Origin of the sequence: Granulicella sibirica, from assembly GCF_004115155.1 — a bacterium.
Classification (GTDB): domain Bacteria; phylum Acidobacteriota; class Terriglobia; order Terriglobales; family Acidobacteriaceae; genus Edaphobacter; species Edaphobacter sibiricus.
The window spans coordinates 72,318-92,079 of the sequence record NZ_RDSM01000007.1 but is presented as its reverse complement, the minus strand read 5'-3'; the positions used below and the strand labels follow the sequence as shown (position 1 = coordinate 92,079).

Genomic DNA, 19,762 nt, shown 5'->3' with positions numbered 1-19,762 from the left:
TCGTCCTTGCTGTTCCTATGCAGACCTTGGTGGGAAAGCCGTCGTCGTAGAGCGGGAAAGTGGGAGCGCTCAGCGCTTCCAAGCCGCAGGCGTCTTTTCCGCTCTATTTCATGCCGCTGCGAGACTCGCTACAGGCCTGTAGTCTTCTCCGCTGGAGAGCACGGCCCATGCGATGCGGGCAAGCTTGTTCGCCATGGCGACCACCAGTACGTTGCGTGGGGCTCTGGCTTCGAGTGCGTTCATCCATGCCCCGATCGAGTAGCGATCTCGCTTTAGTCGCATCGCGGCAGCGCGTGCTCCGTGAATCAGAATCTTGCGAAGGTAGGTGTTGCCCCGCTTGCTGATGCCCAACAACCTCGCCTTGCGGCCAGTCGAGTATTGCCGCGGCACCAGGCCGAGCCATGCTGCGAAGTCTCGGCCCTTGCGAAACGCAGCGCCGTTGCCTATCGCGGCAACTATGGCCGTAGCAACAACGGGGCCGATGCCTGGGATCTTCCGTATGCGGCAGCACCCCGCATCGTTGGCAGCGATCTGTTCGAGGCTGTCGGTGAGCTCATCAATCTGCTCTTCAACGGCCTTCCACTCCTCATACAGGCGACCGATCAGGTTGCGCATCATCGGCGTCAGCGCGTTTTCCGCGTTCTCGAGAACGTCAGCCATCCCGGCCTTCAGCTTCGCAGGCTTCTGCGCAAACACCATGCCACGTTCCAGCAGGAAAGCTCGGATCTGGTTAATGACGGCTGTGCGTCGCGACACCAGCCGATCACGAATCCGGTGCATCGCCTGCAGATCGAGCTGGTCGTCCGTCTTGATCGGCACGAAGCGCATGTTCTTGCGCTCGACGGCTTCAGCTATGGCTTCGGCGTCAACTAAGTCGTTCTTGTTGGACTTCACAAACGGCTTCACGAACTGCGCTGGAATCAATCGCACGTCGTGGCCTTGTTGCCTCAAAGCTCGTCCGAGGAAATGCGCTCCTGAGCAAGCTTCCAAACCGATCAACGAAGTCTGCATGTTCGCCGTGAACGCCAGAAGCTGCTTCTGTGAGAACTTCTTCTTCATCAGAACCTTGCTAGCCGCTCCCAGCGCCACAAGGTGAAACGTCGTCTTGCCCAGGTCGATGCCTACCGAATGTATCTGCATGTCGATGATCCTCCTCTGAAACCGCTGCTACCATCCTCCACCTTAGCGGAGGTTTACAGCGGTAGAGTCGAGATGTGGCGCGGTGGTTTAGGTGATCCCTATCTGTTTCCGGCTCTTTCGTCTGCCGGTGCCTCACTAGGTTCACCTTGCTCCGTTTCCACATCCCGCTCATCGAACCGGACAGGCGGATCTCCCGCATCCGGCTCTCGGAGAAGACTCACGCTTTCGCCCACGGAAAGTTGCGTGTCCGTTTGTCCAGACGAACGAGACCCAAGGCTCCATGAAGATGTGTATCCGGAAACATCCCGTTTGCACGTCCAGAGAGCTTATGTTTCGTTCGCAACCACAGACGCAGCCTCATCGTCGCGTAACCATCTACAGCACGATAGGCTGAACTGACCGGCCCAAGACAAAAGTAGTTCGCCCATCCGCACATTGTGCGATTGAGCTTCGTCACTATTGTCGCTGGATCCAACGAGGTTGTACCCCGTCCGGTCATTTCGCGTATCTCCCCCGCAGATGCGTTGCACCCGCTTTCGCGCTGGAACGGTGCCAAGATAGGCCCGTCCAGTTTTGGGGCTGTAGCATTGACCAAACGTGTATCCAAGAAAATCAAACTTCTCTTCCGGCACAGAGCAGACCCGCGTCTTCGAGTCGTTCACCGTCAACTTCAGCTTCGACATCATCTTCCGCATTGTGGCTAGAGCTTGTTCCGCCCCCATCCGACAGCAGATGACAAGATCATCGGCGTAGTTCACGATGTACGCTTCCCAACGCGCCTCGTACCCGAGCTCCTTCCACCCGAGCACAAACCGGCGCATATACAGATTGCTGAGCAACGGGCTGATCGGAGCTCCTTGCGGAGTACCCCGACCTTCGTCTCGATTGCGCAGGCTCCGAAGTTTATTCCCACGCTCATCGGTTTCCTCAACCGGAGCTTCCAGCCACATCCTGATCAGATGCAACATCGCTCCGTCGACGACCCTTCGAGCTACCGACCTCATAAGATCGACATGTGGAATGCTGTCGAAGTAGCTGCTGAGATCCGCATCTACAATCTTCCTATGGCCAGTGTTGATCAGCTTGTGGACATGACGCACTGCGTCCAACGCGCTGCGGTCTGCCCGATAGGCATACTGCTCAGGCTGTAGGTCGGCCTCGAAAATCGGATCGAGCACCGACATTGCCGCCGTCTGCACAACCCGATCCCGGACTGTTGGTATCCCTAACGGCCTCTGCTTCCCATCCGGCTTGGGTAGGTATACCCGCCGCACAGGCTGCGGTTGATAGGTTCGACTTTTCAGTTCATGCGCCAGCTCGTCTAACCATCGCTCCACACCGTACTGCTCGATATCCTCGAATGTCTGATTGTCCGCTCCCGCTGCTCCACCATTGGCTTTGCAGCGTTTGTAGGCATACACCAGAACATCCGCGCGGTACACCTTGTCGTACAACGCGTGGAAACGAAAGTCGGGCGATTCCTTCGCTTTTGCGTGTAACGCCATCTGCAACTTCTGAACGCTTGTCAGGGTTGTTAGGTTCATCACCAATCCCGTTGTCCCTCGTCGCTTATTACGTTCGCCTTCAACTGAGGCCTCTTCCCTCCACCGGCATTACCCGGCTTCATCGGTACTACAAGCCTCTCCGCCACCCCAAACGGCCCGGCCTGTCTCTCGCGAGCTGCCAGTTGATCCAACCACAATCACCGCTGGGGCTTCCCGTGTTGCCTTCAGTCCCCTTTGCTTACATGCCGTCGCCACTACCCCGGCAGGTTGAAGGAAGCTGTTCGCTCATACTCTTCCCCCTCATCGGCCTTCCCCAAGTCCGCGGCGGGTCGGCTCCTGCATCATGGATTTCGAGGCTTGCTCAGCGTTCACTCACGTTACGGCCTGCACGCTTGCAGAGTCGCCTTTACGACCCTCTTCCACCGGAGGCTTCAGCAGCTTCGTTACCTCCACCGCTGCTCCGATTGCTACCGGGCGGAACGAACAGCTCCCGGGTGGGACTTGCACCCACTGTGGACTAAACGCCTTTCACGGCGCACGCGGACCATCTCATTAGCCGACTTCTCAGGACTTGATTTCCGATGGCTGAAACGATGTGCTGTCCAGATTCATAGCCGCAGGGCAGGTGCACCGGAACCTGCTTGAGAAAGATCGATCCCCTTGATCAGCAACCAGAGGCCGAGACCTACCTCGGCCAGAGCCATGGGCAACCATCCAAGCCGGAGATAGCTGGAGAGCCCTGGCCAGCAGAGGAAGGCAAAGCTGACTGCAACGAAGATTGGGCAAGCCCATAAGCTAAACAGGGAGAGTAGCTTTGGGATGTAAGTCGACCTGGAGAAAACGTAGAAGAAGAATGCAGATCCGATGCCGAGAAAGATCATGGAAACATTGAACTCGATTCCATTCGCTTGATTGAGGAGCGTCATGGCTGACGAGAGTTGTTTTGAGGTGAAGACGGTGTTGATGCTGCCGCTTGTGTAGGCTTTCGCGGCGACAAAACTCAAGACTGAGAAGGTGGCTGCAAGCACATTCTCGGCCAGCCGAAAAAGCAGTCCAAAGAGCGCCAGAGTACTGTCAATCGGCTTGAGAGTGACGTAGAGACTCATCGCGAGAAGGATGCACAGGACCGCATTGAGCAACAGGCAGCTCAGTCCCAGACGATAAGCCAGCTCGGAAGAGGCTACCCGCAGAGCTGTCTCGCTAAAACTGCCGGCGACAATATAGCGCCCGCAGATCGCCATGCCCGAGATGGGGACGACATAGGTGAAGAGGTAAAGAAAGCCGGCCAGACGCGCCCACCTTCGCTGCGTTATGACTTCGCTGCTCATCCTCGCCTCCTGTCACGCTTAAGAGGCATTACGGAGCATGGCCACTCGAAGTTCCCACGAGCGGAGGATGAGTACCGAGAAACGTTAGGACCCTATCAGGGCTGCCCCGTGCACGAAGCCGGGAGCTGCAACGCAGTCCGTCGGGGCAGTTTTGATAGGGCCGTTTGAAGGAAGGCGTTGGCGCGGCGGATGCGGTGAGGGCCTATGGGATTTGAATGGGCGATTGCGGCTCGGAGGTCATTTCTTCCAGGGCTCGGCGAGGTGTAGGGCACCCGAAGCGGTGGGGCGTGAGCGCAGCAAGGGCCTGTTCGGAGGTGAACGCAGAGTAGCTCTTGAGCTGTTTCGACACGAGGATGCGCGACGGTGCGTTGCGTACGAGAGCACCGCTTGGGGCGACCGGGTTGATGGCGTTATCGTTCATGTCTGGTCAGGAGCTATCGAAACGACGCGTGGGCGGCGAAGTGGTGGACGGCACAGATAGAAGCTGACGAATGGTGATCCGTTCGATGACGAGCATGGGCTCGGCGCAGAGCGGGCACTTGATATGAGCTGTTGGAGCAGGCTGTGGTGGCGGCGCAGCGACCTTCAGTAGGAAGCGGCAACGCAGCAGCGATGCGGACCGTTTACGGTTGGCGAAGAGTCCGAAGTGGCGGATGCGAACCAAGCCCTTAGGCAGGACGTGGATGAGGAAGCGTCGCAGGAACTCGTCAACTGAAACGGTCATGATCTTCTGCTTGCTCCCAGCTGCGTAATCCTTCCATCGGAAGGTGACGCAGTCATCCTTGAAGCTGACCAGGCGATGGTTGGAGATGGCGACGCGGTGCGTGTAGCGGGCCAGGTACTGGAGAACGTGTTCGGCTCCGCCGAACGGCGGCTTGGTGTAGACGACCCAGTCCTTGGAGAAGAGCTGCCTGAGGAAACGATGGAATCGTTCCGGCGATGCGAGGTCCTTGAGCGAGCCGTGGAACTCGAGCTTGCCCTGGGAGCAGAAGCTGCTTGAGTTCGGCCGTGAACTTGCCACGGAAGACGCGGCTGAGGACTCGTACGGGCAGGAAGAAGCGAGATGAGGTGGCAACCCATCTGGAGCCGTCGAGGGCGAGACCACCGCCCGGCACCACGCAGTGAACATGGGGATGATGTTGGAGGTTCTGACCCTCCGCATCTTTACGGCGGAAGCGCGTCACTGATCCAGCTTGGTCTTTGCCGTACTTCCACGATTGTTGGCGTTGCACCCAAGTGAACGCTGAGCGGACGGCTCAGCCGCTCGGGCGCTCCTTCCAGGATCCATCAGGAGGATGTCTTGGAGCGCTGTGCCAAAGCTGAGTACATCGTGCCGCCGAACAAGGAAGGCCGAGTCGCCAGCCTTTCGACGCGGTCCATTCCGACCTCGCTGAAGAGTTGAGTTAGCTTCTCGAAACGAACTGGATACGGACCCCATCGACTCGATTTGGACCGCTCGTACTCGACAACCAAGAAAAGATCAGTCACAGTCAGAAGTCTTCTCAGTAGCGACTGTTGCTCGCGGATGAAGTGCAGCGTGTTGGCCATGAGCACTCCTTCCACGATAGGTAACCTAATGGTTTGGCTCTCGAGATCTCCAACGATCTTGCGAATCTCCACTTCGTTGTGCCGGTCGGGGATCTCCTCGAGGATGCTTCCGTCGAAATCGACCGCGTAGATCGTGCTACCGGGTGCAAGCAACCGAGCCAAAGCTCGCGTGAAGGTCCCGTTTCCCGAGCCAAGATCGCACCAGGATTGACGACGGTCCCACTCAATGAGGGATGTTCGAATGAGGGCCGAAGCCTCGTCGATGTTCATCTCTTCAATCTACGTTACTGGGTAGACGAAGCCACCGATCGAACTCTGTCCAGCGATTCTAACTTTTTACACCTTACTAGTAAGATCTGTAGTCAGCACCCGCCAAGATCGCTCTTCGATACGATAGGCATCAAATTCAACGGACGAGTCTTGGAGTTCCTCTTCGCAAATGCCGTCATGGCATCACGATTTAGCCGTGGCTCCTCCGTTACCATGCAGTGTTTGGCGACATTCTCATCAGCGCAGGTCAGCCTCAGTTCAGGATTGGATTTACTCGACCTAACCCTTGGTATCCATCGATCTCCCTTATGAAACGACACGAAGTGCTCCAGAAACTCCGTCACATCGGAATGCGCGGAACCGATCTGCTCCATCGGATTGAAAGCAATCCACGAACAGATGAAGCTGAGGCCGAGCTTCGCGAACTTGCACAAGCCATCCAAGGGGAACTTCGCGACGAATACGAGCGAATGCGTCCAGAACAATGGACGAACAGCCTTACCGTGTTCGAGATCAGCGTCTACTCCCCGACGATCTGCAGAATGTGGAAAGACACGGGCATAAACGGATTGGACGTCCATGCAGAGATCGGTGCCAAATGGCGCGAAGTATTTGCAGCCATTATTCATCTCTCGAGATAACTGTGGCTGTGTCACACCCGGTTGTCTCCATCCGAAGCTATCTCAACCGCCAAGCGAACATAATAGGCTGCCATTTCGCCATAATGGTATACCCTTGGGGGCCCTGGGCTGGGCGTTAGCTGTTGTTATAGCGATAACGTCTCACTGGCTGGCGAACAACTCGGATGGAAGTTTCGATTGCCTTCCAGTACGCTTCAGACACGAATGAGACGGCTACTTCAGGCGCAAGACGATCGGAGTATGGTCTGATGGTTTCTCGAGCGCCCGAGGTCCCTTATCGATCTCACAGCATTCAAGCCTCTTAACAGGACTTGGAGTGAGCAGGAAGTGATCGATACGGATGCCGCGGTTTTGTTCGAAGGCTTGTCGGAAGTAATCCCAGAACGTGAACTGGCCGCCCATTCCCGGATGCAATGACCGGAACGCATCAACATAGCCAAGTTCGAGCATCTCTCGATAGCGGGCACGCGGTTCCGGTTGAAAGAGTGCATCGTGAATCCACGATGCGGGTTTGTGGCAGTCGATGTCCTCCGGAATGACATTGAAGTCGCCGCCAATCACGGTCGGCACATCGCTCTTCAACCAAAGTTTCATCTGTTGCCTAAGACGATCCATCCAGGACAGCTTGTAATCGAACTTTGCCGTACCCACTGGATTTCCGTTCGGCAGGTAGATGTTGACGACGCGAATGTTCGCAATCACTACTTCGAGAAAGCGGGCGTGACCGTCTGCTTCGTCACCGAGCAGCGTTGTGCTGGCGACCTCGATCGGGCTGCGAGACAGGATCGCGACGCCGTTGTAGCTCTTCTGTGTCACGGAGACCGAGTCGTATCCCTGCTCTTTGAACCAGGCGGAAGGAAACTCGGTTCCTTTCAGCTCCTGAAGAAGAAGAACGTCCGGCTTCTTTGCCTCCAACCACGTTTTGACATGTTCCGCACGCGCGCGAATCGAGTTGACATTCCAGCTTGCTATCTCGATGACGCCCTCCCGGACTTCTTTTTGGCAGGAGTGGGGCTCTTGCGAACCGGTGCAGACTTAGCAGGCTTTCTCGAGCCGACTCTTCTCGACTTATTCGGTTTGACGAAGGCGCCCTTCACGGCTTCGAGATCCAGCACATATTCATGGACCGGGATCTTTTCAAGTATGCCGCGAAGCTCTTCGCTTATCGCCGGAGACAGGTCACCTGCCCGCTTTGCTTCGTGGGAGAGTTCGCACAGGATGTCCTCATACTGCGAGATACACCGCATCGTGTGAAGCAAGGCGTCCAAATGGTGATAGGCGTTAGATAATTTAATTGAAGAAGCACGAAGCTGGCGGTGGGCGGAAGTAGTTTTCTTACGGTTCATATGATCTAGTCGTTGGATGCCAAAATGGCTTCAACCTCGGCGCTCGCATTGCTTTCAAAGAGCAGCGAAGTCGGTTCTGGGTCCTCTTGTAAATTGCTCAAGCCGACGCCAACCAGACGGAAAAGCTGTCCTGACCCGAGTTCTACTCGTTCTCGTAACGAGAGGGCGACCTCCGTGAACTCCGCAAGCGAAGTCGGCATGACGAGCGGGGTGAGACTCCGGGTCAGCGTGTTGAACTCCTTCGTCTTCAGCTTGAGGACTACCGTGCGCGCCATCCGGGCATTTTGGCGTGAAGCGGCCCAGACCTTTTCTGCAAGTTTGCGTACTAGCGGTTCAGTCTCCGCCAGCGGGATATCGATCTCGAACGTGTCCTCGGCCGAAATGGATTTGCTCGCCCGATTGGACACAACAGGATTGTGGTCGATCCCGCGGGAGAGTTCGTGTAGGCGACGGCCGTACCGGCCGAAGTGGTGTTTGAGTGCGGAGATATCCATCGCGCCGATATCGCCAACCGTCGCAATCCCGATTGTTTTCATGCGTGTTTCGGTCACCTGTCCAACGCCGGGGATGCGACCTACTGGTAGCGACAGCAAGAAGCCTTGTGCCTCGTGAGGTTGAATGACGAAGAGCCCATTCGGCTTTTTCCAATCCGATGCGATTTTTGCCAGAAACTTGTTTGGCGCCACCCCCGCGGACGCCGTGAGATTCAGTTCCTCACGGATCTGTTCGCGAATCATCTTCGCGACACGCGTCGCGCTTGGCAACCCCAGCTTGTTCTCCGTGACGTCGAGATAGGCTTCGTCGAGCGATAACGGTTCGATCAGGTCAGTGTGCCGTTGAAAGATTTCGCGAGCGCCCTGTGAAGCGGCTTTATATCGGGTGAAGTCTGGCGGTACGAAGATGGCGTGTGGACACATCCGCTCCGCAGTCACTGCCGGCATCGCAGAACGTAACCCGAATTTCCTGGCTTCATAGGACGCTGCGCAAACGACGGATCGCTTGCCCTTCCATGCAACCGCGACGGGCTTCCCACGAAGCTCCGGATTATCCCGCTGTTCCACGGAGGCGTAAAAGGCGTCCATGTCAACATGAATGATTTTGCGGACCGTGGGCTGATTCGATTGATGTCGTTCGGCTGAGATCTCTTCCGCTGCCATAGCCTGGAAACCTTTCAGGTCAAATCGAGGTCGGAACAAACATCTGCCACAAGTTGATTGTAAGCGAATAAAGGGCGAATATGGAGATGAGGTGATCAGAATCAATGAAACGCTCCGGCACAGCCGATCTCCCACTCCACGGCGGGCGGGTCCCTTCATGGCTGGCCAATCGGATGACAGAACTGGGTACTGCCATTGCCGAGCAGGTGATCCTGAACTACGGACACTCTGTGTTCCTCACGCGATTGAGTGATCCCTTTTGGTTTCAGGCATATGGGGCGGTAATGGGGATGGACTGGCACTCCTCCGGCATCACGACGTCGGTTCTGGGAGCCTTGAAGCGTGGGTTGAACCCGCGTTTCTCGGATCTTGGCTTGATGTTCTGCGGTGGCCGCGGACGGCATTCGGTTCGTACACCGGACGAGCTGCGTGCGTTCTCGCTGAGGAATGGGCTGGACGGAGATGCGCTGGCCCGCACCAGCCGGCTTACCGCGCGCGTTGACAACAACGCCGTAGCCGATGGCTTTCAGCTGTACCTCCACTCCTTCGCGATTACAAAATCGGGCGAATGGGCGGTCGTACAGCAAGGAATGAATCCCGAGAACCATCTGGCGCGGCGCTATCACTGGCACTCGGCCACGGTGCGCGACTTTGTCTCTGAGCCCCATACAGCCATCGTGGGCGAGCCTAAGGGTGAGATTCTTAATTTAGTCGATGCCCGCGCGGGCAAAGCACAAGATGCGTTGCTCACCATTGCAAGAGGTCCCATCACGACCGCAATAAACGATGCTCGCAAGCTGGTCATGCCCGCGCATCATGACGTTAGAGCGGAAGACCTCGATTTGAAACGCCTGGGAGCAGTTCTGGCCGTTGCACATGAACAGGAACTACGCGACTTCGCCTCTGTACTCTTAGTGGAAGGACTCGGACCCCGAACGCTCCAGTCTCTAGCTCTGATCGCAGAAGTCGTTCACGGAGCGCCTAGTCGTTTCTCCGATCCGGCGCGCTTCTCCTTCGCTCACGGCGGCAAAGACGGGCACCCCTTTCCGGTGCCACTCAAGATTTACGACGAGTCGCTTACCGTGCTGCGGCGCTCACTCGATGCAGCTCGTCTCGGGCACACCGAAAAGCTGGAAGGCTTTCGGCGTTTGGATCGATTGACTCGTCACGTAGAAGCAGAGCGGGAACCCATTGCCGATTTCGGTGCGGCGATTGCGCACGAGCGCGCAATTTCGGCATCGATTGGAGGCAGAACGGTCTTCGATGACAAAGCACTGCGTAAGAGATCGGCGCAAACGCCGCAACTGAATCTCTTTTGAACGATTGTTTCCGTTCCGTCCCCAGGGGATCGGGTAAACAACGGCGGCACTGGGAGAAGCTCATGGCAACACAAACTGGATTATTCGCCGAATTGGCAGACACTGTCTGCCGTGCCTGAAGGGTTTCGCTATGACGAGGACATCGTTAGCGAAGCTGGAGACCGTTCTCGTGGCGGCATTGGCAAAGCTTGAACTTAAGCCTTTCGAGTTTCAAAGCACGTTGGGAATCCCGAGGACTGGCTACGGCGGAACGCAGATCAATTCCGCTATGCCGAAATGCAGTACCGAGGACAGGCGCACTTATTTGGCATTTTGGGGAGCCCTGGCATGGCGCATTTGTGATTACTATACGATACGTGTAGTATTGGGGCCATGAGTGCTTCTCCAAACGACGTGCCCTCATGCGTAAGAGCTTATGGTCGACCGCGCAGTTCCGCCTCCCAGGTGGCGATTATGAAGGCTACTCTCGATTTACTCGCTGAAAAAGGTTTGCGGAATTTGACGATCGAAGGAATTTCCGAACGAGCGGGGGTAGGGAAGGCCACTATTTACAAATGGTGGCCAAGCAAAGCCTTTGTCGCGCTGGACGCATTCCTCGACCGGATGCAGGATAGTATCCCGACCGATGATACGGGATCGGCGCAACATGATTTTCTGCATCAGCTGCGGGGGGCGATTGCCTTTTATGAAACGTCCCTGGGGCGCATCTTCCGTCATTTCATTGCCGAATGCCAGGACGACGAGGCATTCCTGAAGACCTATCAGGAGCGGTTCCTTGAACCGCGCCGCGCAGCCGTGCGCCTCATATGGAGTCGTGGAGTTGGCCGCGGTGAGATCGACCCACGGTTCGATTGCGAGTTGGTGATTGACATGATTTACGCGCCTCTGGTGTATCGCTTGTTGACTGGCCATCTCCCATTTACCAGTGAGAATGCCAGTCAAGTGACAGAAGCTATCTTCGGAGGCATTCGCCCCAGCGTAGGCGTAGCAGAAGGCATCCACTAACACAAACGACAGAGGAGAGTATCGTGGCACTTCGATATAACACGCTGGGCAATACGGGCCTTCTGGTCTCAAATCTTTGTCTTGGAACCATGACCTTTGGGGATGGAGAAGGGATTTACGGAACCATCGGCTCTGTTGATCAGACTGGCGCAGACGACCTGGTTATGGAGGCATTAAGAATCGGGTCAACTTCTTTGACACAGCAGATGTGTACTCATTTGGCCAGAGCGAAAGAGTGCTTGGACAGGCATTTAAGAACCTTGGGATCAGTCGGCAGGACGTCGTGATTGCCACGAAGGTGTTCATGCGGGTCGGCAAAGGTCCAAATGACGTAGGAGCGTCGCGGGGCCACATCATGGACGGGGTGGAAGCTAGTCTCCGGCGTCTCCAGACCGATCATATCGACCTCTATCAGATTCACGCGAGCGATGAGGTGACGCCGCTCGAAGAGACGCTCTCGGCGCTCGACGCGTTGGTGCAACAGGGAAAGGTTCGCTACATTGGATGTTCGAACTGGCCTGCCTGGAAAATAGGCCGTTCGCTCGGAGTTTCCGAGCGCAAGAACCTAGCGCGGTTTGATGCGGTGCAGGCCTATTACTCGCTAGCTGGACGGGACTTGGAGCGCGAGATCGTTCCTCTGTTGCAATCAGAAAGGTTGGGTCTGTTGGTGTGGAGTCCCCTTGCCGGCGGTTTGCTCTCGGGCAAGTACACACGTTCCCAGAAGAAGCCTGCCGAATCGCGGCGCTCCAGCTTCGACTTCCCGATCGTCCACAAGGAGCGAGCCTGGAACATCATTGATGTGCTCGGTCCCATTGCCGAAGCACATGGCTGCAGTTCGGCGCGAGTGGCTCTGGCATGGCTTCTTGCCAAACCAGCCGTGACCTCAGTGATTTTGGGTGCCAAACGGATCGAGCAACTACGCGATAATCTCGCGGCGGCCGATCTACTTCTTACCCCGCGCGAAACGGCCCTGCTAGATGAGGTAAGCGCCCTGCCGCCCGAGTACCCAGGTTGGATGATCGAGGTCCAAAATGCAAACCGTCTTGATAACAGCGAGCAAACCTGGAGCAAATTTCGGTAGTGTCCTAATTTGACTTCGTAATTGTCTTCCATATCCTCCGAATGGTCTGCGATGTCAAAACTCCCATGCTGAACCACAATGCCGCATCTGCCAGAGAATGTCTGCAAGGTTGCATGTATCAAGCCTCCATTGAGGCACTCAGCGTGCCTTGAATAAATTCGGTTACGGTCTGCTTCCGCGCCTTCACTGCGGCTGTCAGGTTTTTTAGGTCCTCATCCGTGAGACGAATACCGAACCCACGGCGTTTCGCCTCACCTTTCGGCAACTTTCGACTATACCAAAATCCAAACTAGGACACCCAAATTTACTGAGCCTTGACCTAAAGCAGAGCCGTTCTAATCAGGCAAGTCTGCACCTTGATCGACACATTTTTCGCGCCGTTTACAGCGACAGGTTCGCTCGGAGACTGGCCGACACAGCGTAGAAGGAGGAGCTTATGAGACACAAGACGATTCGAGTTGGTTTCTGTACGGATCTTACTGGGCCGTATCGTAACGTTGATGGCTTGGGGGGCGCTGAAGCGATCCGGATGGCCATTGCGGACGTGGAGGGAGAGGCTGCGGGAAGCCGTGTAGAGTTGCTGCTGGGCGATCACCACAATGACTCGGAACAAGCGAAGAAGATCGCTTTCGACTGGTACACCCAGAGCGGCGTCGATCTGATTATCAGCGGCGTGAATTCAGATACCAGTCTCGCGATGTCCTGTGTCGCGGCAGACTTGCACCGGCCGCTGATGGTCGTTGGGGCAGGCACCTCCGTTCAGACCAGAGAGCGCGCTTCTTCGTCCGTGATTCAGTACGCTTACAACACCGTCGCTCTCGCAACCGTCCCCGGTCTTGTCTTGACCTCAAAAGGCGATAGCCGTTGGTTTTACATCACCGCAGATTATCCTTTTGGACGGGAGCTTGAGGCTCACGGGCGCGTGGCGGTGTCGACAGCTGGTGGTACGGTAGTTGGGGCAGTGATCAACCCTCATGGAGAGGAAAACTTCGTTCCCTATATCGAAGCGGCGCTTGAAAGTGGTGCTCAAGTTCTCGGACTCGCCAATGGTCATGCTGCCCTCATCAAGGCCATGAAAGCGATGGAACTTCTAGGGGCCACCTCCAAATTGAAGGTGGTCGGTCTCCTGACGTTCATCGATGACATTTACGAGATGGGGCAAGAGCAGGCCAAGGGCTTATATCTCTGCGATAGCTGGTATTGGACGCGCGACGCCGAGTCGCGAGCCTGGGCTCATCGCTTTTTCTTGCGTCAGCAACGAATGCCGTCCTCGTTACAGGCGGCAGACTACTCAGCGGTGAAACAGTACCTCCAAACTGTGAAGGAAATTGGCAGCACAGACCCTGACGCGGTCACCGGCGCCCTACGTTCACGCGTTCTGGACGATATGTACGTCAAAAGCGGTCGCATACGAGAGGATGGAATGATGTTGCACGAGATGTATCTGCTGAAAATCAAAGAGGCAAGTCTTTCGAGTCATCCCTGGGATTGCTACGACTTGATAGCCACTGTGTCTGGAGATCAGGCTTTTCCCACCGTGTAAGTCCCATAGGAAGACCGGACCCTCCGCGCGGCTTTGAAAATTGGTTTACGAATGACCTACTTTTTGCGGACTGCGCGGAGCACCGGCTGAGAATACAGCGACAGGCTGCCAGGTTCGCATGGCCGCTTGAGCCAAGACCGATGCCTTCGTCTTGCCTCCAGACAGAAATGGATTCTGAGGTCCCAGGAAGTGAAGCCGCGATCAATTTACATCCTGGATAGAGCGGCTCGATTGAACTGGGAGCATAGCCTGCCTTCAGTCAGTTCCTTGCGATACTCCCCGACGTTCCGAACCCTCGAGACCGAACGAAGGCCTTCGATCGAAGCGGTCCGACGTTTGAGCGCTCCAAAAGCCGGCGAAGCGGGCCTGCCGATCTTCGGACGTCGTCCGTTCAGGATCTGAAGATCAAGACTCAGTGTTTTCGCCGTTGGAAGCTGTTCGCTGCTCACACCTGGAATACTTCGGGCATGTCGAGTTCAGCTCGATGACGTTCACACTGGTCCCGCGCCTTCTCTAAGTTCTTGTCCAGCAAGATGTACCGATGCAGGCCTAAGCAGCCCGCATCGGTACGACCTGTCCGAAAGAAGCACGGAGCGATCCCGTGGATGCCCAGATCACAGGGTAGTCAGGCTCTTCCTCAGGAAGAGTCCCATAGAGATCCGTCAAGAAGACCACCATTTGAGCAGGTACTTGATGTTCCTCTACCCAATGAAAACAGGGCCTGAAATCGGTCCCGCCGCCGCCCGCTGGAGTCAGGCAGATCGGCTCACCGTAGGAATAGACGTCGGTTTTGTGGACTTGGGTGTCGAAGTAAAGCACATGGACCCGCTCCGGTCTCTGGCCCTCGAGAATAGATCGAATCTCCGCTTCAAAAAGAGAGAGTTGTCTTGCATTCACCGAACCCGAGCAGTCTACAGCAACGACTATTTCCCCGACGCCATCCCGAGTGATCCCGGGAAGGTAGAGCCCACGCCAGAGATGGCGGCGGTTTGGCCTCATCCATGAGTAGTCGGCAGGGAGTGCCTCCGACCATGACCGGCGCAACAACTCACGCCAATCGATGTTCGCCTCCGCGGCGGCATCCAGACTCCGCTCGACTCCTGCCGGGACCTTGCCGGCGATCTTCGAAAGCGTCTGCGCCTGTTCGACTGCGATCTGCCAATCGCGTGCCTGTTCTGCTATGTCCTTGTCTTCTGCAAATTTCGGTTCCGGGGCATCCAGAACTTGGCCAATTCCGCCTACGGTAATTGGCGCCACGGGATCGTCGGAGCCTCTCGAACTCTGCTTGTCTCCAGCTTTGTCATTCTGCTCTGCGTCAAGCAAATTGTAGATCCTCTCAGCGCTCATACCGCGGAAGCGCTTGTCCACCAGGACGCCCTTGGGCAGGGACAGACCCGCATCCAAAACCAGTGGATTGATCGCGTAATCACACGCTTCGTTCCAGCGGTTCGGGCTTCGGTTTCCCCGGCGAGTATGGTGCTGGAGGGCGGGATGCAAGACCTCGTGCGCGAGAACGCCCACCAACTCGGATGCCGCCAGGGTGTCGACGAAGGCAGGGTTAAAGAAGAGAGAGACTCCGTCGGTGGCCATTGTTTCTACGGAAGAGGTCTCCTTGCCAGCAAGACGGAAGAGGAGCGTTCCAAAGAAAGGATGATCCAGGAGGAGTGTAGTGCGCGCCTTCCGGATCCGGCTCTCCACGGCAGTCAATTGCCTCATAGTGCCACCGACTCGCCCATATAGGCAGTCATATGGGCGAGGATGCCGGAGAGCTCCGGCATCTCGACAGGTACGGTAGAGTTCTGCGGGATCCGCGATTCGAGCACCTCATCCATTTCGGCGACGATTCCCGCAGCCTCTGCGACCGTGGCGCTCCGACGCGAATCATCCTTCCTCAGCTCTTGCGCCGTACAGTTGCAAAGCCGCTCTCGAATCTGGGTCGCGAAGCGGTCAAGGTCGGGATCCTGATTGACGTTCAGTTGCGGCAACAAAGAGACAAGATCGTGGATGTTTGTCACCAGCGTCGCATGGAACCGCGACTCGGGCTCGCTCAACCGATCCACCATGTGACCGACCACAGCCCTCAATCGCTTCCAAAGATCCTCGCTTCCCTTTGCAAGTCGCTGCCTCACGTTCGCATCGATTTCACGAGCAATGCGCGCCTGTTCTTCCGCCGACATCGTAACTCGGAAGTCGTCCCCAGTGGCGATGGGAAGAATCTCGACGTTGACGCTGAATTTCTCGCGCAACTTGTCCACCGAAGGATAATCCTCCTCGCGGAAGAGGCTCCCAAGTTCTGCCCTGGCCTCTCGAATGTAGCCCGGATAGACATCGAGGAACTCTTCCACCCCGTGAGAGAAGTTCGCTTTGAACTCACGCATCCGTTCGCTCAGTTCGAAGAGGAAGTGCGAGGGCAGAAGCCGAAGTCCCTCGTCCGACCAAGGAAGTGTGACCTTGTAGAAATACTGTCGAATCTGGCCGGCCAGTGTTCTCAGTTCTTCGAGCCGCGCCGCACCCATGAGGAGTTGCTTGTTGTAGCGGCCCGCGCGCTCCTGCGCGCCGTGCTGGCTGGCCACGTCACGGCTGACCTTACGGTCGTGTTTAGTCGCTGTCCAGATGCTGATATGAACAGCAGCCAGCATCGCCCTCTGAGTAATCATTGGATGACCTCCGCATGTTGAATGCCGAAGCGAATGAACTCCGGCGTGCTAGTGATCGCACGATCGCGTGCTGCGGCGTCGCGCATGGCGAGAACACGCATCTCTGCTGGCATGCGGTCCAGGTAGGCAAGTCCTTTCGCGACGGAATGATCGGATAAAGCTCGTCCCAGTGCTGTTGCAATCGCAATCTGCGCTGACGGCTCGCTGGGAAGCGGAGCTTTATCGGGGTTGAGCAGGATCTCGTCGATCGAAGGCAACTCTCGGAATAGCCGTAGGAACCCGACAAACTCCGCCGTTGCAGCAGGTCCGATGGTGCCCTCTAGCAGTTCCGCTTCGATTTCGACCGCGGCAGAGCCAACCTTGCCGGACATGCCCTTCAAAACATTCGAGGCCATCTGCCATGAGCGCGGCGTGGGCCAAGCATTCTGGTCGGAGGTAACGTCCCCATCGTGGAGTAATGCGGGCTTGAAGCGAAGGAACGCAATGATCTCGGAACGTACGCCCGCACGCACTGCCCAACGGCACCATTCCGGGAGATCGGCTTCCAGATGCAGATGGACGAAACGATTCCGGAGCGGTCGTGGCATGGAGAAGTGCACGCCTCTTTCAGAAGCAGGATTGCCAGCTGCAATGACCACCCAGCCGTCAGGCAGCACATACTCGCCAAGACGTCTGTCGAGCACTAGCTGATAGCAGGCCGCCTGGGTCATCTGTGGTGCCGAAGTCAGTTCATCCAGAAAGAGGATCCCTTCACCACTTATGGGAAGGAACTTAGGGGGCGCCCATTCTGTCTGCTGCGAGGCGATATGAGGCAGACCGCGCAGATCGACTGGGTCGAGCTGCCCTGCACGTATGTCCCGAAACTCGCGGTTGGTGTCATTCGCAACCTGGAAAACTATCTGTGATTTGCCGACGCCGCACGATCCCCAGAGGTGAAGGGGCACACGTTCGCCGATCAGCGCCTGAAGCGCTTCGTAGAGCATGGAGGGTTTCATTGGACTGTCCTTTGGAAGGTGAAATGGAACGCAGAGTCGGAAAGCGGCTATGCAGACCACGAAACGGCCCGAGTGCGGCGCAGATAGCTTGCCGTCCGTGAAGGCTTGATCCCCAGGAGACTCAAAGTAAAAATAGCTATAGCGTGAAGACTGTCCCTTTGCGTAAATGTAGGCAAATCGGCAGACCTCATCTCCTCGTGCTTTCAGGGTCTTGATGTAAGCTCAAATAACCGAACTTCTCATCTGACCCGGGCCACGTCGTTTCTAGCTTGGTTGCATCAGTGCTGTCTGCAGCGCATCTTCCGCAGTCCTGAGGAGCCGTCAATGCCGCCATCGCAACGCCCGTTCATGGGCGCTACACCGTATCAGGATGTTGCCGCTTCGGGAGTAACATTCAGGGTCTGGGCGCCTTTCGCCGCTGACGTCTTCGTAGCTGGAACGTTCAACAACTGGTCGTCTGACAACGATGCTCTCTTTTCGGAGGGCAACGATTATTGGTCAGTCGATATTCCGAATGCGCAGGTTGGCAACCAGTACCTGTTCTATCTGCAAAACCCTCAGGCTCCATCCGGCTGGCAGCCGTGGAGAATGGATCCCTACGCCCGCCAAATCATACGAAACGGCCAGGGAACCCTGAACGGCGTGATCGCCGCAAACAATGAGGCGCTCGCCGATGTTCCCGGCTACACAATGCCGAACTGGAACGAGATGGTGATCTATGAGATCAACGTTCGTACATTCGTCTCCGATTCCGGAGCAGCCTTTACGGACCCAAATGGCCTAAAGACAGGCTCTTTCGCATCCATTGCGGCGAAGCTCGACTACCTGCAAGGCCTCGGCGTTAATGCCATTGAGTTAATGCCGCTCTTCGAGTTCGATATCCCGCTCGACGCCGGTTACAACTACGCCTACATGTTCGCGATTGAGCATGAGTTTGGCGGCCCAGACGGCTTCCGCGAACTTGTCCATCAAGCGCATCAGCGCGGTATCGCCGTAATCGTCGACGTTGTCTACAACCATCTCGGCGCGGACGCGGACACGATGTGGAAGTTCGACGGATGGTCAGCCTCGCCAGAGTTTGGCGGGATTTACTTCTACAACGACTGGCGGCGCGAGACGAGTTGGGGCGACCGCTTCGACTACGGACGCGGCGAGGTCCGGCAGTACATTCGCGACAATGCCCTGCGCTGGCTGGAGCAGCGCTACGCAGACGGTTTGCGCTGGGATTCTGTAGGTTCAATTCGCAATGTCTACGACAACAACAATGATCCGGGCCATGATCTAAATGATGGCTGGTCGATTTGCCAATGGATAAATGATCTCATCGATCAGAGACAAGGCTGGAAGATCACCATCGCCGAAGATCTCAAGGATAACGAATGGATTACCAAATCCACAGGCGCCGGCGGAACTGGCTTCGGCGCACAATGGGGCATCAGCTTCTTCTGGGAGCTCCACGATGCGATGACAGCACAAGACGACAGTGCTCGCGACATGCAGGCTGTCGCTTTCGTGATCGGGCAAAGTTATAACCAGAATGCCTTCCAGCGAGTTATCTACACAGAGTCTCACGACGGCGTAGACGCAACCGCCAACCCGCCGATGGCGCGGGTGCCTGAAATGATCTGGCCCGGCAAGGCCGATAGCTGGTTTTCGAAGAAACGTTCGACACTTGGTGCAGTTGCTCTCTTCACCTCGCCCGGCATCCCGATGCTCTTCATGGGACAGGAATTTCTCGCATGGGGTGCGTGGAACGTGAACTACATGATGGACTGGGCGCACGCATGGCAGTTCACTGGAATCACCAACCTCTATCGTGACCTCATTCACCTTCGCCGCAATTGGTTCAACAACACGCGCGGACTCCGCGGACAAAACACGAACATTTTCAAAGTGGATAACACATCGAAGGTTCTCGCGTATCACCGCTGGGATCAAGGCGGTGCTGGAGATGATGTGGTCGTCATCTTGAACTTCGGCAACCAGGGATGCACAAACTACTTCTTGGGTCTTCCCCGACCGGGCCTCTGGAAGGTTCGCTTCAACAGCGACTGGAGCGGATACGACGCATACTTCGGCAACTGGTTCAGCTACGACACGACTGCTACCAGCGGTGGAACGGACAATCTCCCATATGTCGCCAACATCGGGATAGGACCATACTCCGCGATCATCCTGTCCCAGGACGCGTAATTGGCCCCTAACTTACCCCCAAAAGCGGTCCCAT

General features: G+C 56.4%; 16 protein-coding genes and 2 pseudogenes. 6 read left to right on the top strand and 12 right to left on the bottom strand.

Features of this window, described 5'->3' with window-relative positions; translation table 11 throughout:
* Positions 1 to 108 precede the first annotated feature (108 nt).
* From GRAN_RS24640 to GRAN_RS24615, 6 genes and pseudogenes are all read right to left on the bottom strand, one after another.
* Complete coding sequence (locus tag GRAN_RS24640) at positions 109 to 1,140, bottom strand: IS110 family RNA-guided transposase (protein WP_128915731.1); 1,032 nt, start codon at positions 1,138 to 1,140, stop codon at positions 109 to 111.
* Between the two features lie 217 nt (positions 1,141 to 1,357).
* Positions 1,358 to 1,639 carry a group II intron maturase-specific domain-containing protein gene (locus GRAN_RS27215; RefSeq protein WP_421800887.1) on the bottom strand — a complete coding sequence of 94 codons (282 nt, stop codon included), beginning with the start codon at positions 1,637 to 1,639 and terminating at the stop codon, positions 1,358 to 1,360.
* A gap of 31 nt (positions 1,640 to 1,670) precedes the next feature.
* A pseudogene (ltrA, locus tag GRAN_RS24635) lies at positions 1,671 to 2,645 on the bottom strand (group II intron reverse transcriptase/maturase); the annotation flags it as partial.
* Between the two features lie 608 nt (positions 2,646 to 3,253).
* Positions 3,254 to 3,973, bottom strand: a complete 720-nt coding sequence (locus tag GRAN_RS24630) for a DUF4386 domain-containing protein (RefSeq protein ID WP_128915730.1) — start codon at positions 3,971 to 3,973, stop codon at positions 3,254 to 3,256.
* 427 nt (positions 3,974 to 4,400) lie between these two features.
* Positions 4,401 to 5,127: pseudogene (locus tag GRAN_RS25955) on the bottom strand (IS91 family transposase); the annotation flags it as partial.
* 133 nt (positions 5,128 to 5,260) lie between these two features.
* Positions 5,261 to 5,791 carry a class I SAM-dependent methyltransferase gene (locus tag GRAN_RS24615; protein WP_128915727.1) on the bottom strand — a complete coding sequence of 177 codons (531 nt, stop codon included), beginning with the start codon at positions 5,789 to 5,791 and terminating at the stop codon, positions 5,261 to 5,263.
* Between the two features lie 308 nt (positions 5,792 to 6,099).
* Here GRAN_RS24615 and GRAN_RS24610 point away from each other — a divergent pair, with 308 nt between their 5' ends.
* A complete protein-coding gene (locus GRAN_RS24610) occupies positions 6,100 to 6,432 on the top strand; it encodes a hypothetical protein (RefSeq protein ID WP_128915726.1) in 333 nt (110 codons plus the stop codon).
* Positions 6,433 to 6,645: 213 nt separating this feature from the next.
* On the opposite strand, the gene xth is transcribed toward GRAN_RS24610, so the two are convergent.
* The 3 genes from xth to dinB are packed head-to-tail and all read right to left on the bottom strand — an operon-like array spanning position 6,646 to position 8,935.
* Positions 6,646 to 7,404, bottom strand: coding sequence for an exodeoxyribonuclease III (gene xth / locus GRAN_RS24605; RefSeq protein WP_277751256.1), 759 nt, complete (start codon positions 7,402 to 7,404; stop codon positions 6,646 to 6,648).
* The gene (locus GRAN_RS24600) at positions 7,401 to 7,778 is read right to left on the bottom strand and encodes a hypothetical protein (protein ID WP_128915724.1); all 378 of its coding nucleotides are present in this window, start codon (positions 7,776 to 7,778) and stop codon (positions 7,401 to 7,403) included. The genes xth and GRAN_RS24600 overlap by 4 nt, the downstream gene beginning before the upstream one ends.
* 5 nt (positions 7,779 to 7,783) lie before the next feature.
* Positions 7,784 to 8,935, bottom strand: coding sequence for a DNA polymerase IV (gene dinB / locus GRAN_RS24595; protein WP_128915723.1), 1,152 nt, complete (start codon positions 8,933 to 8,935; stop codon positions 7,784 to 7,786).
* Between the two features lie 104 nt (positions 8,936 to 9,039).
* Between dinB and GRAN_RS24590 the strand changes: the two genes are divergently transcribed.
* The 4 genes from GRAN_RS24590 to GRAN_RS24575 all read left to right on the top strand — a co-directional run bounded on the left by GRAN_RS24590 (position 9,040) and on the right by GRAN_RS24575 (position 13,883).
* Positions 9,040 to 10,254, top strand: coding sequence for a DUF763 domain-containing protein (locus tag GRAN_RS24590; protein WP_128915722.1), 1,215 nt, complete (start codon positions 9,040 to 9,042; stop codon positions 10,252 to 10,254).
* Positions 10,255 to 10,707: 453 nt separating this feature from the next.
* Positions 10,708 to 11,259, top strand: a complete 552-nt coding sequence (locus GRAN_RS24585; RefSeq protein WP_161571184.1) for a TetR/AcrR family transcriptional regulator — start codon at positions 10,708 to 10,710, stop codon at positions 11,257 to 11,259.
* Positions 11,260 to 11,467: 208 nt separating this feature from the next.
* Positions 11,468 to 12,340, top strand: coding sequence for an aldo/keto reductase (locus GRAN_RS24580; RefSeq protein WP_338323471.1), 873 nt, complete (start codon positions 11,468 to 11,470; stop codon positions 12,338 to 12,340).
* A gap of 436 nt (positions 12,341 to 12,776) precedes the next feature.
* Positions 12,777 to 13,883 (top strand): ABC transporter substrate-binding protein, encoded by a 1,107-nt coding sequence (locus GRAN_RS24575; protein WP_128915720.1) that lies wholly within the window; start codon positions 12,777 to 12,779, stop codon positions 13,881 to 13,883.
* Between the two features lie 549 nt (positions 13,884 to 14,432).
* On the opposite strand, the gene GRAN_RS24570 is transcribed toward GRAN_RS24575, so the two are convergent.
* From GRAN_RS24570 to GRAN_RS24560, 3 genes are read right to left on the bottom strand one after another with little or no spacing between them, the layout of a single operon-like run.
* Positions 14,433 to 15,599, bottom strand: coding sequence for a vWA domain-containing protein (locus GRAN_RS24570; protein WP_128915719.1), 1,167 nt, complete (start codon positions 15,597 to 15,599; stop codon positions 14,433 to 14,435).
* On the bottom strand, positions 15,596 to 16,540 hold the full coding sequence (locus tag GRAN_RS24565) for a hypothetical protein (protein ID WP_128915718.1): 945 nt from the start codon (positions 16,538 to 16,540) through the stop codon (positions 15,596 to 15,598). The genes GRAN_RS24570 and GRAN_RS24565 overlap by 4 nt, the downstream gene beginning before the upstream one ends.
* Positions 16,537 to 17,523 (bottom strand): AAA family ATPase, encoded by a 987-nt coding sequence (locus tag GRAN_RS24560; protein ID WP_161571162.1) that lies wholly within the window; start codon positions 17,521 to 17,523, stop codon positions 16,537 to 16,539. The genes GRAN_RS24565 and GRAN_RS24560 overlap by 4 nt, the downstream gene beginning before the upstream one ends.
* 336 nt (positions 17,524 to 17,859) lie before the next feature.
* On the opposite strand from GRAN_RS24560, the gene GRAN_RS24555 reads away from it, so the two are divergent.
* Positions 17,860 to 19,728 carry an alpha-amylase family glycosyl hydrolase gene (locus tag GRAN_RS24555; RefSeq protein ID WP_128915717.1) on the top strand — a complete coding sequence of 623 codons (1,869 nt, stop codon included), beginning with the start codon at positions 17,860 to 17,862 and terminating at the stop codon, positions 19,726 to 19,728.
* Positions 19,729 to 19,762: the final 34 nt, after the last annotated feature.

Coding starts and splice junctions, on each gene's coding strand:
- GRAN_RS24640 (WP_128915731.1), bottom strand. CDS start 1,140: ATGCAGATACATTCGGTAGGCATCGACCTGGGCAAGACGACGTTTCAC.
- GRAN_RS27215 (WP_421800887.1), bottom strand. CDS start 1,639: ATGACCGGACGGGGTACAACCTCGTTGGATCCAGCGACAATAGTGACG.
- GRAN_RS24630 (WP_128915730.1), bottom strand. CDS start 3,973: ATGAGCAGCGAAGTCATAACGCAGCGAAGGTGGGCGCGTCTGGCCGGC.
- GRAN_RS24615 (WP_128915727.1), bottom strand. CDS start 5,791: ATGAACATCGACGAGGCTTCGGCCCTCATTCGAACATCCCTCATTGAG.
- GRAN_RS24610 (WP_128915726.1), top strand. CDS start 6,100: ATGAAACGACACGAAGTGCTCCAGAAACTCCGTCACATCGGAATGCGC.
- GRAN_RS24600 (WP_128915724.1), bottom strand. CDS start 7,778: ATGAACCGTAAGAAAACTACTTCCGCCCACCGCCAGCTTCGTGCTTCT.
- dinB (WP_128915723.1), bottom strand. CDS start 8,935: ATGGCAGCGGAAGAGATCTCAGCCGAACGACATCAATCGAATCAGCCC.
- GRAN_RS24590 (WP_128915722.1), top strand. CDS start 9,040: ATGAAACGCTCCGGCACAGCCGATCTCCCACTCCACGGCGGGCGGGTC.
- GRAN_RS24585 (WP_161571184.1), top strand. CDS start 10,708: ATGAAGGCTACTCTCGATTTACTCGCTGAAAAAGGTTTGCGGAATTTG.
- GRAN_RS24575 (WP_128915720.1), top strand. CDS start 12,777: ATGAGACACAAGACGATTCGAGTTGGTTTCTGTACGGATCTTACTGGG.
- GRAN_RS24570 (WP_128915719.1), bottom strand. CDS start 15,599: ATGAGGCAATTGACTGCCGTGGAGAGCCGGATCCGGAAGGCGCGCACT.
- GRAN_RS24565 (WP_128915718.1), bottom strand. CDS start 16,540: ATGATTACTCAGAGGGCGATGCTGGCTGCTGTTCATATCAGCATCTGG.
- GRAN_RS24560 (WP_161571162.1), bottom strand. CDS start 17,523: ATGCTCTACGAAGCGCTTCAGGCGCTGATCGGCGAACGTGTGCCCCTT.
- GRAN_RS24555 (WP_128915717.1), top strand. CDS start 17,860: ATGCCGCCATCGCAACGCCCGTTCATGGGCGCTACACCGTATCAGGAT.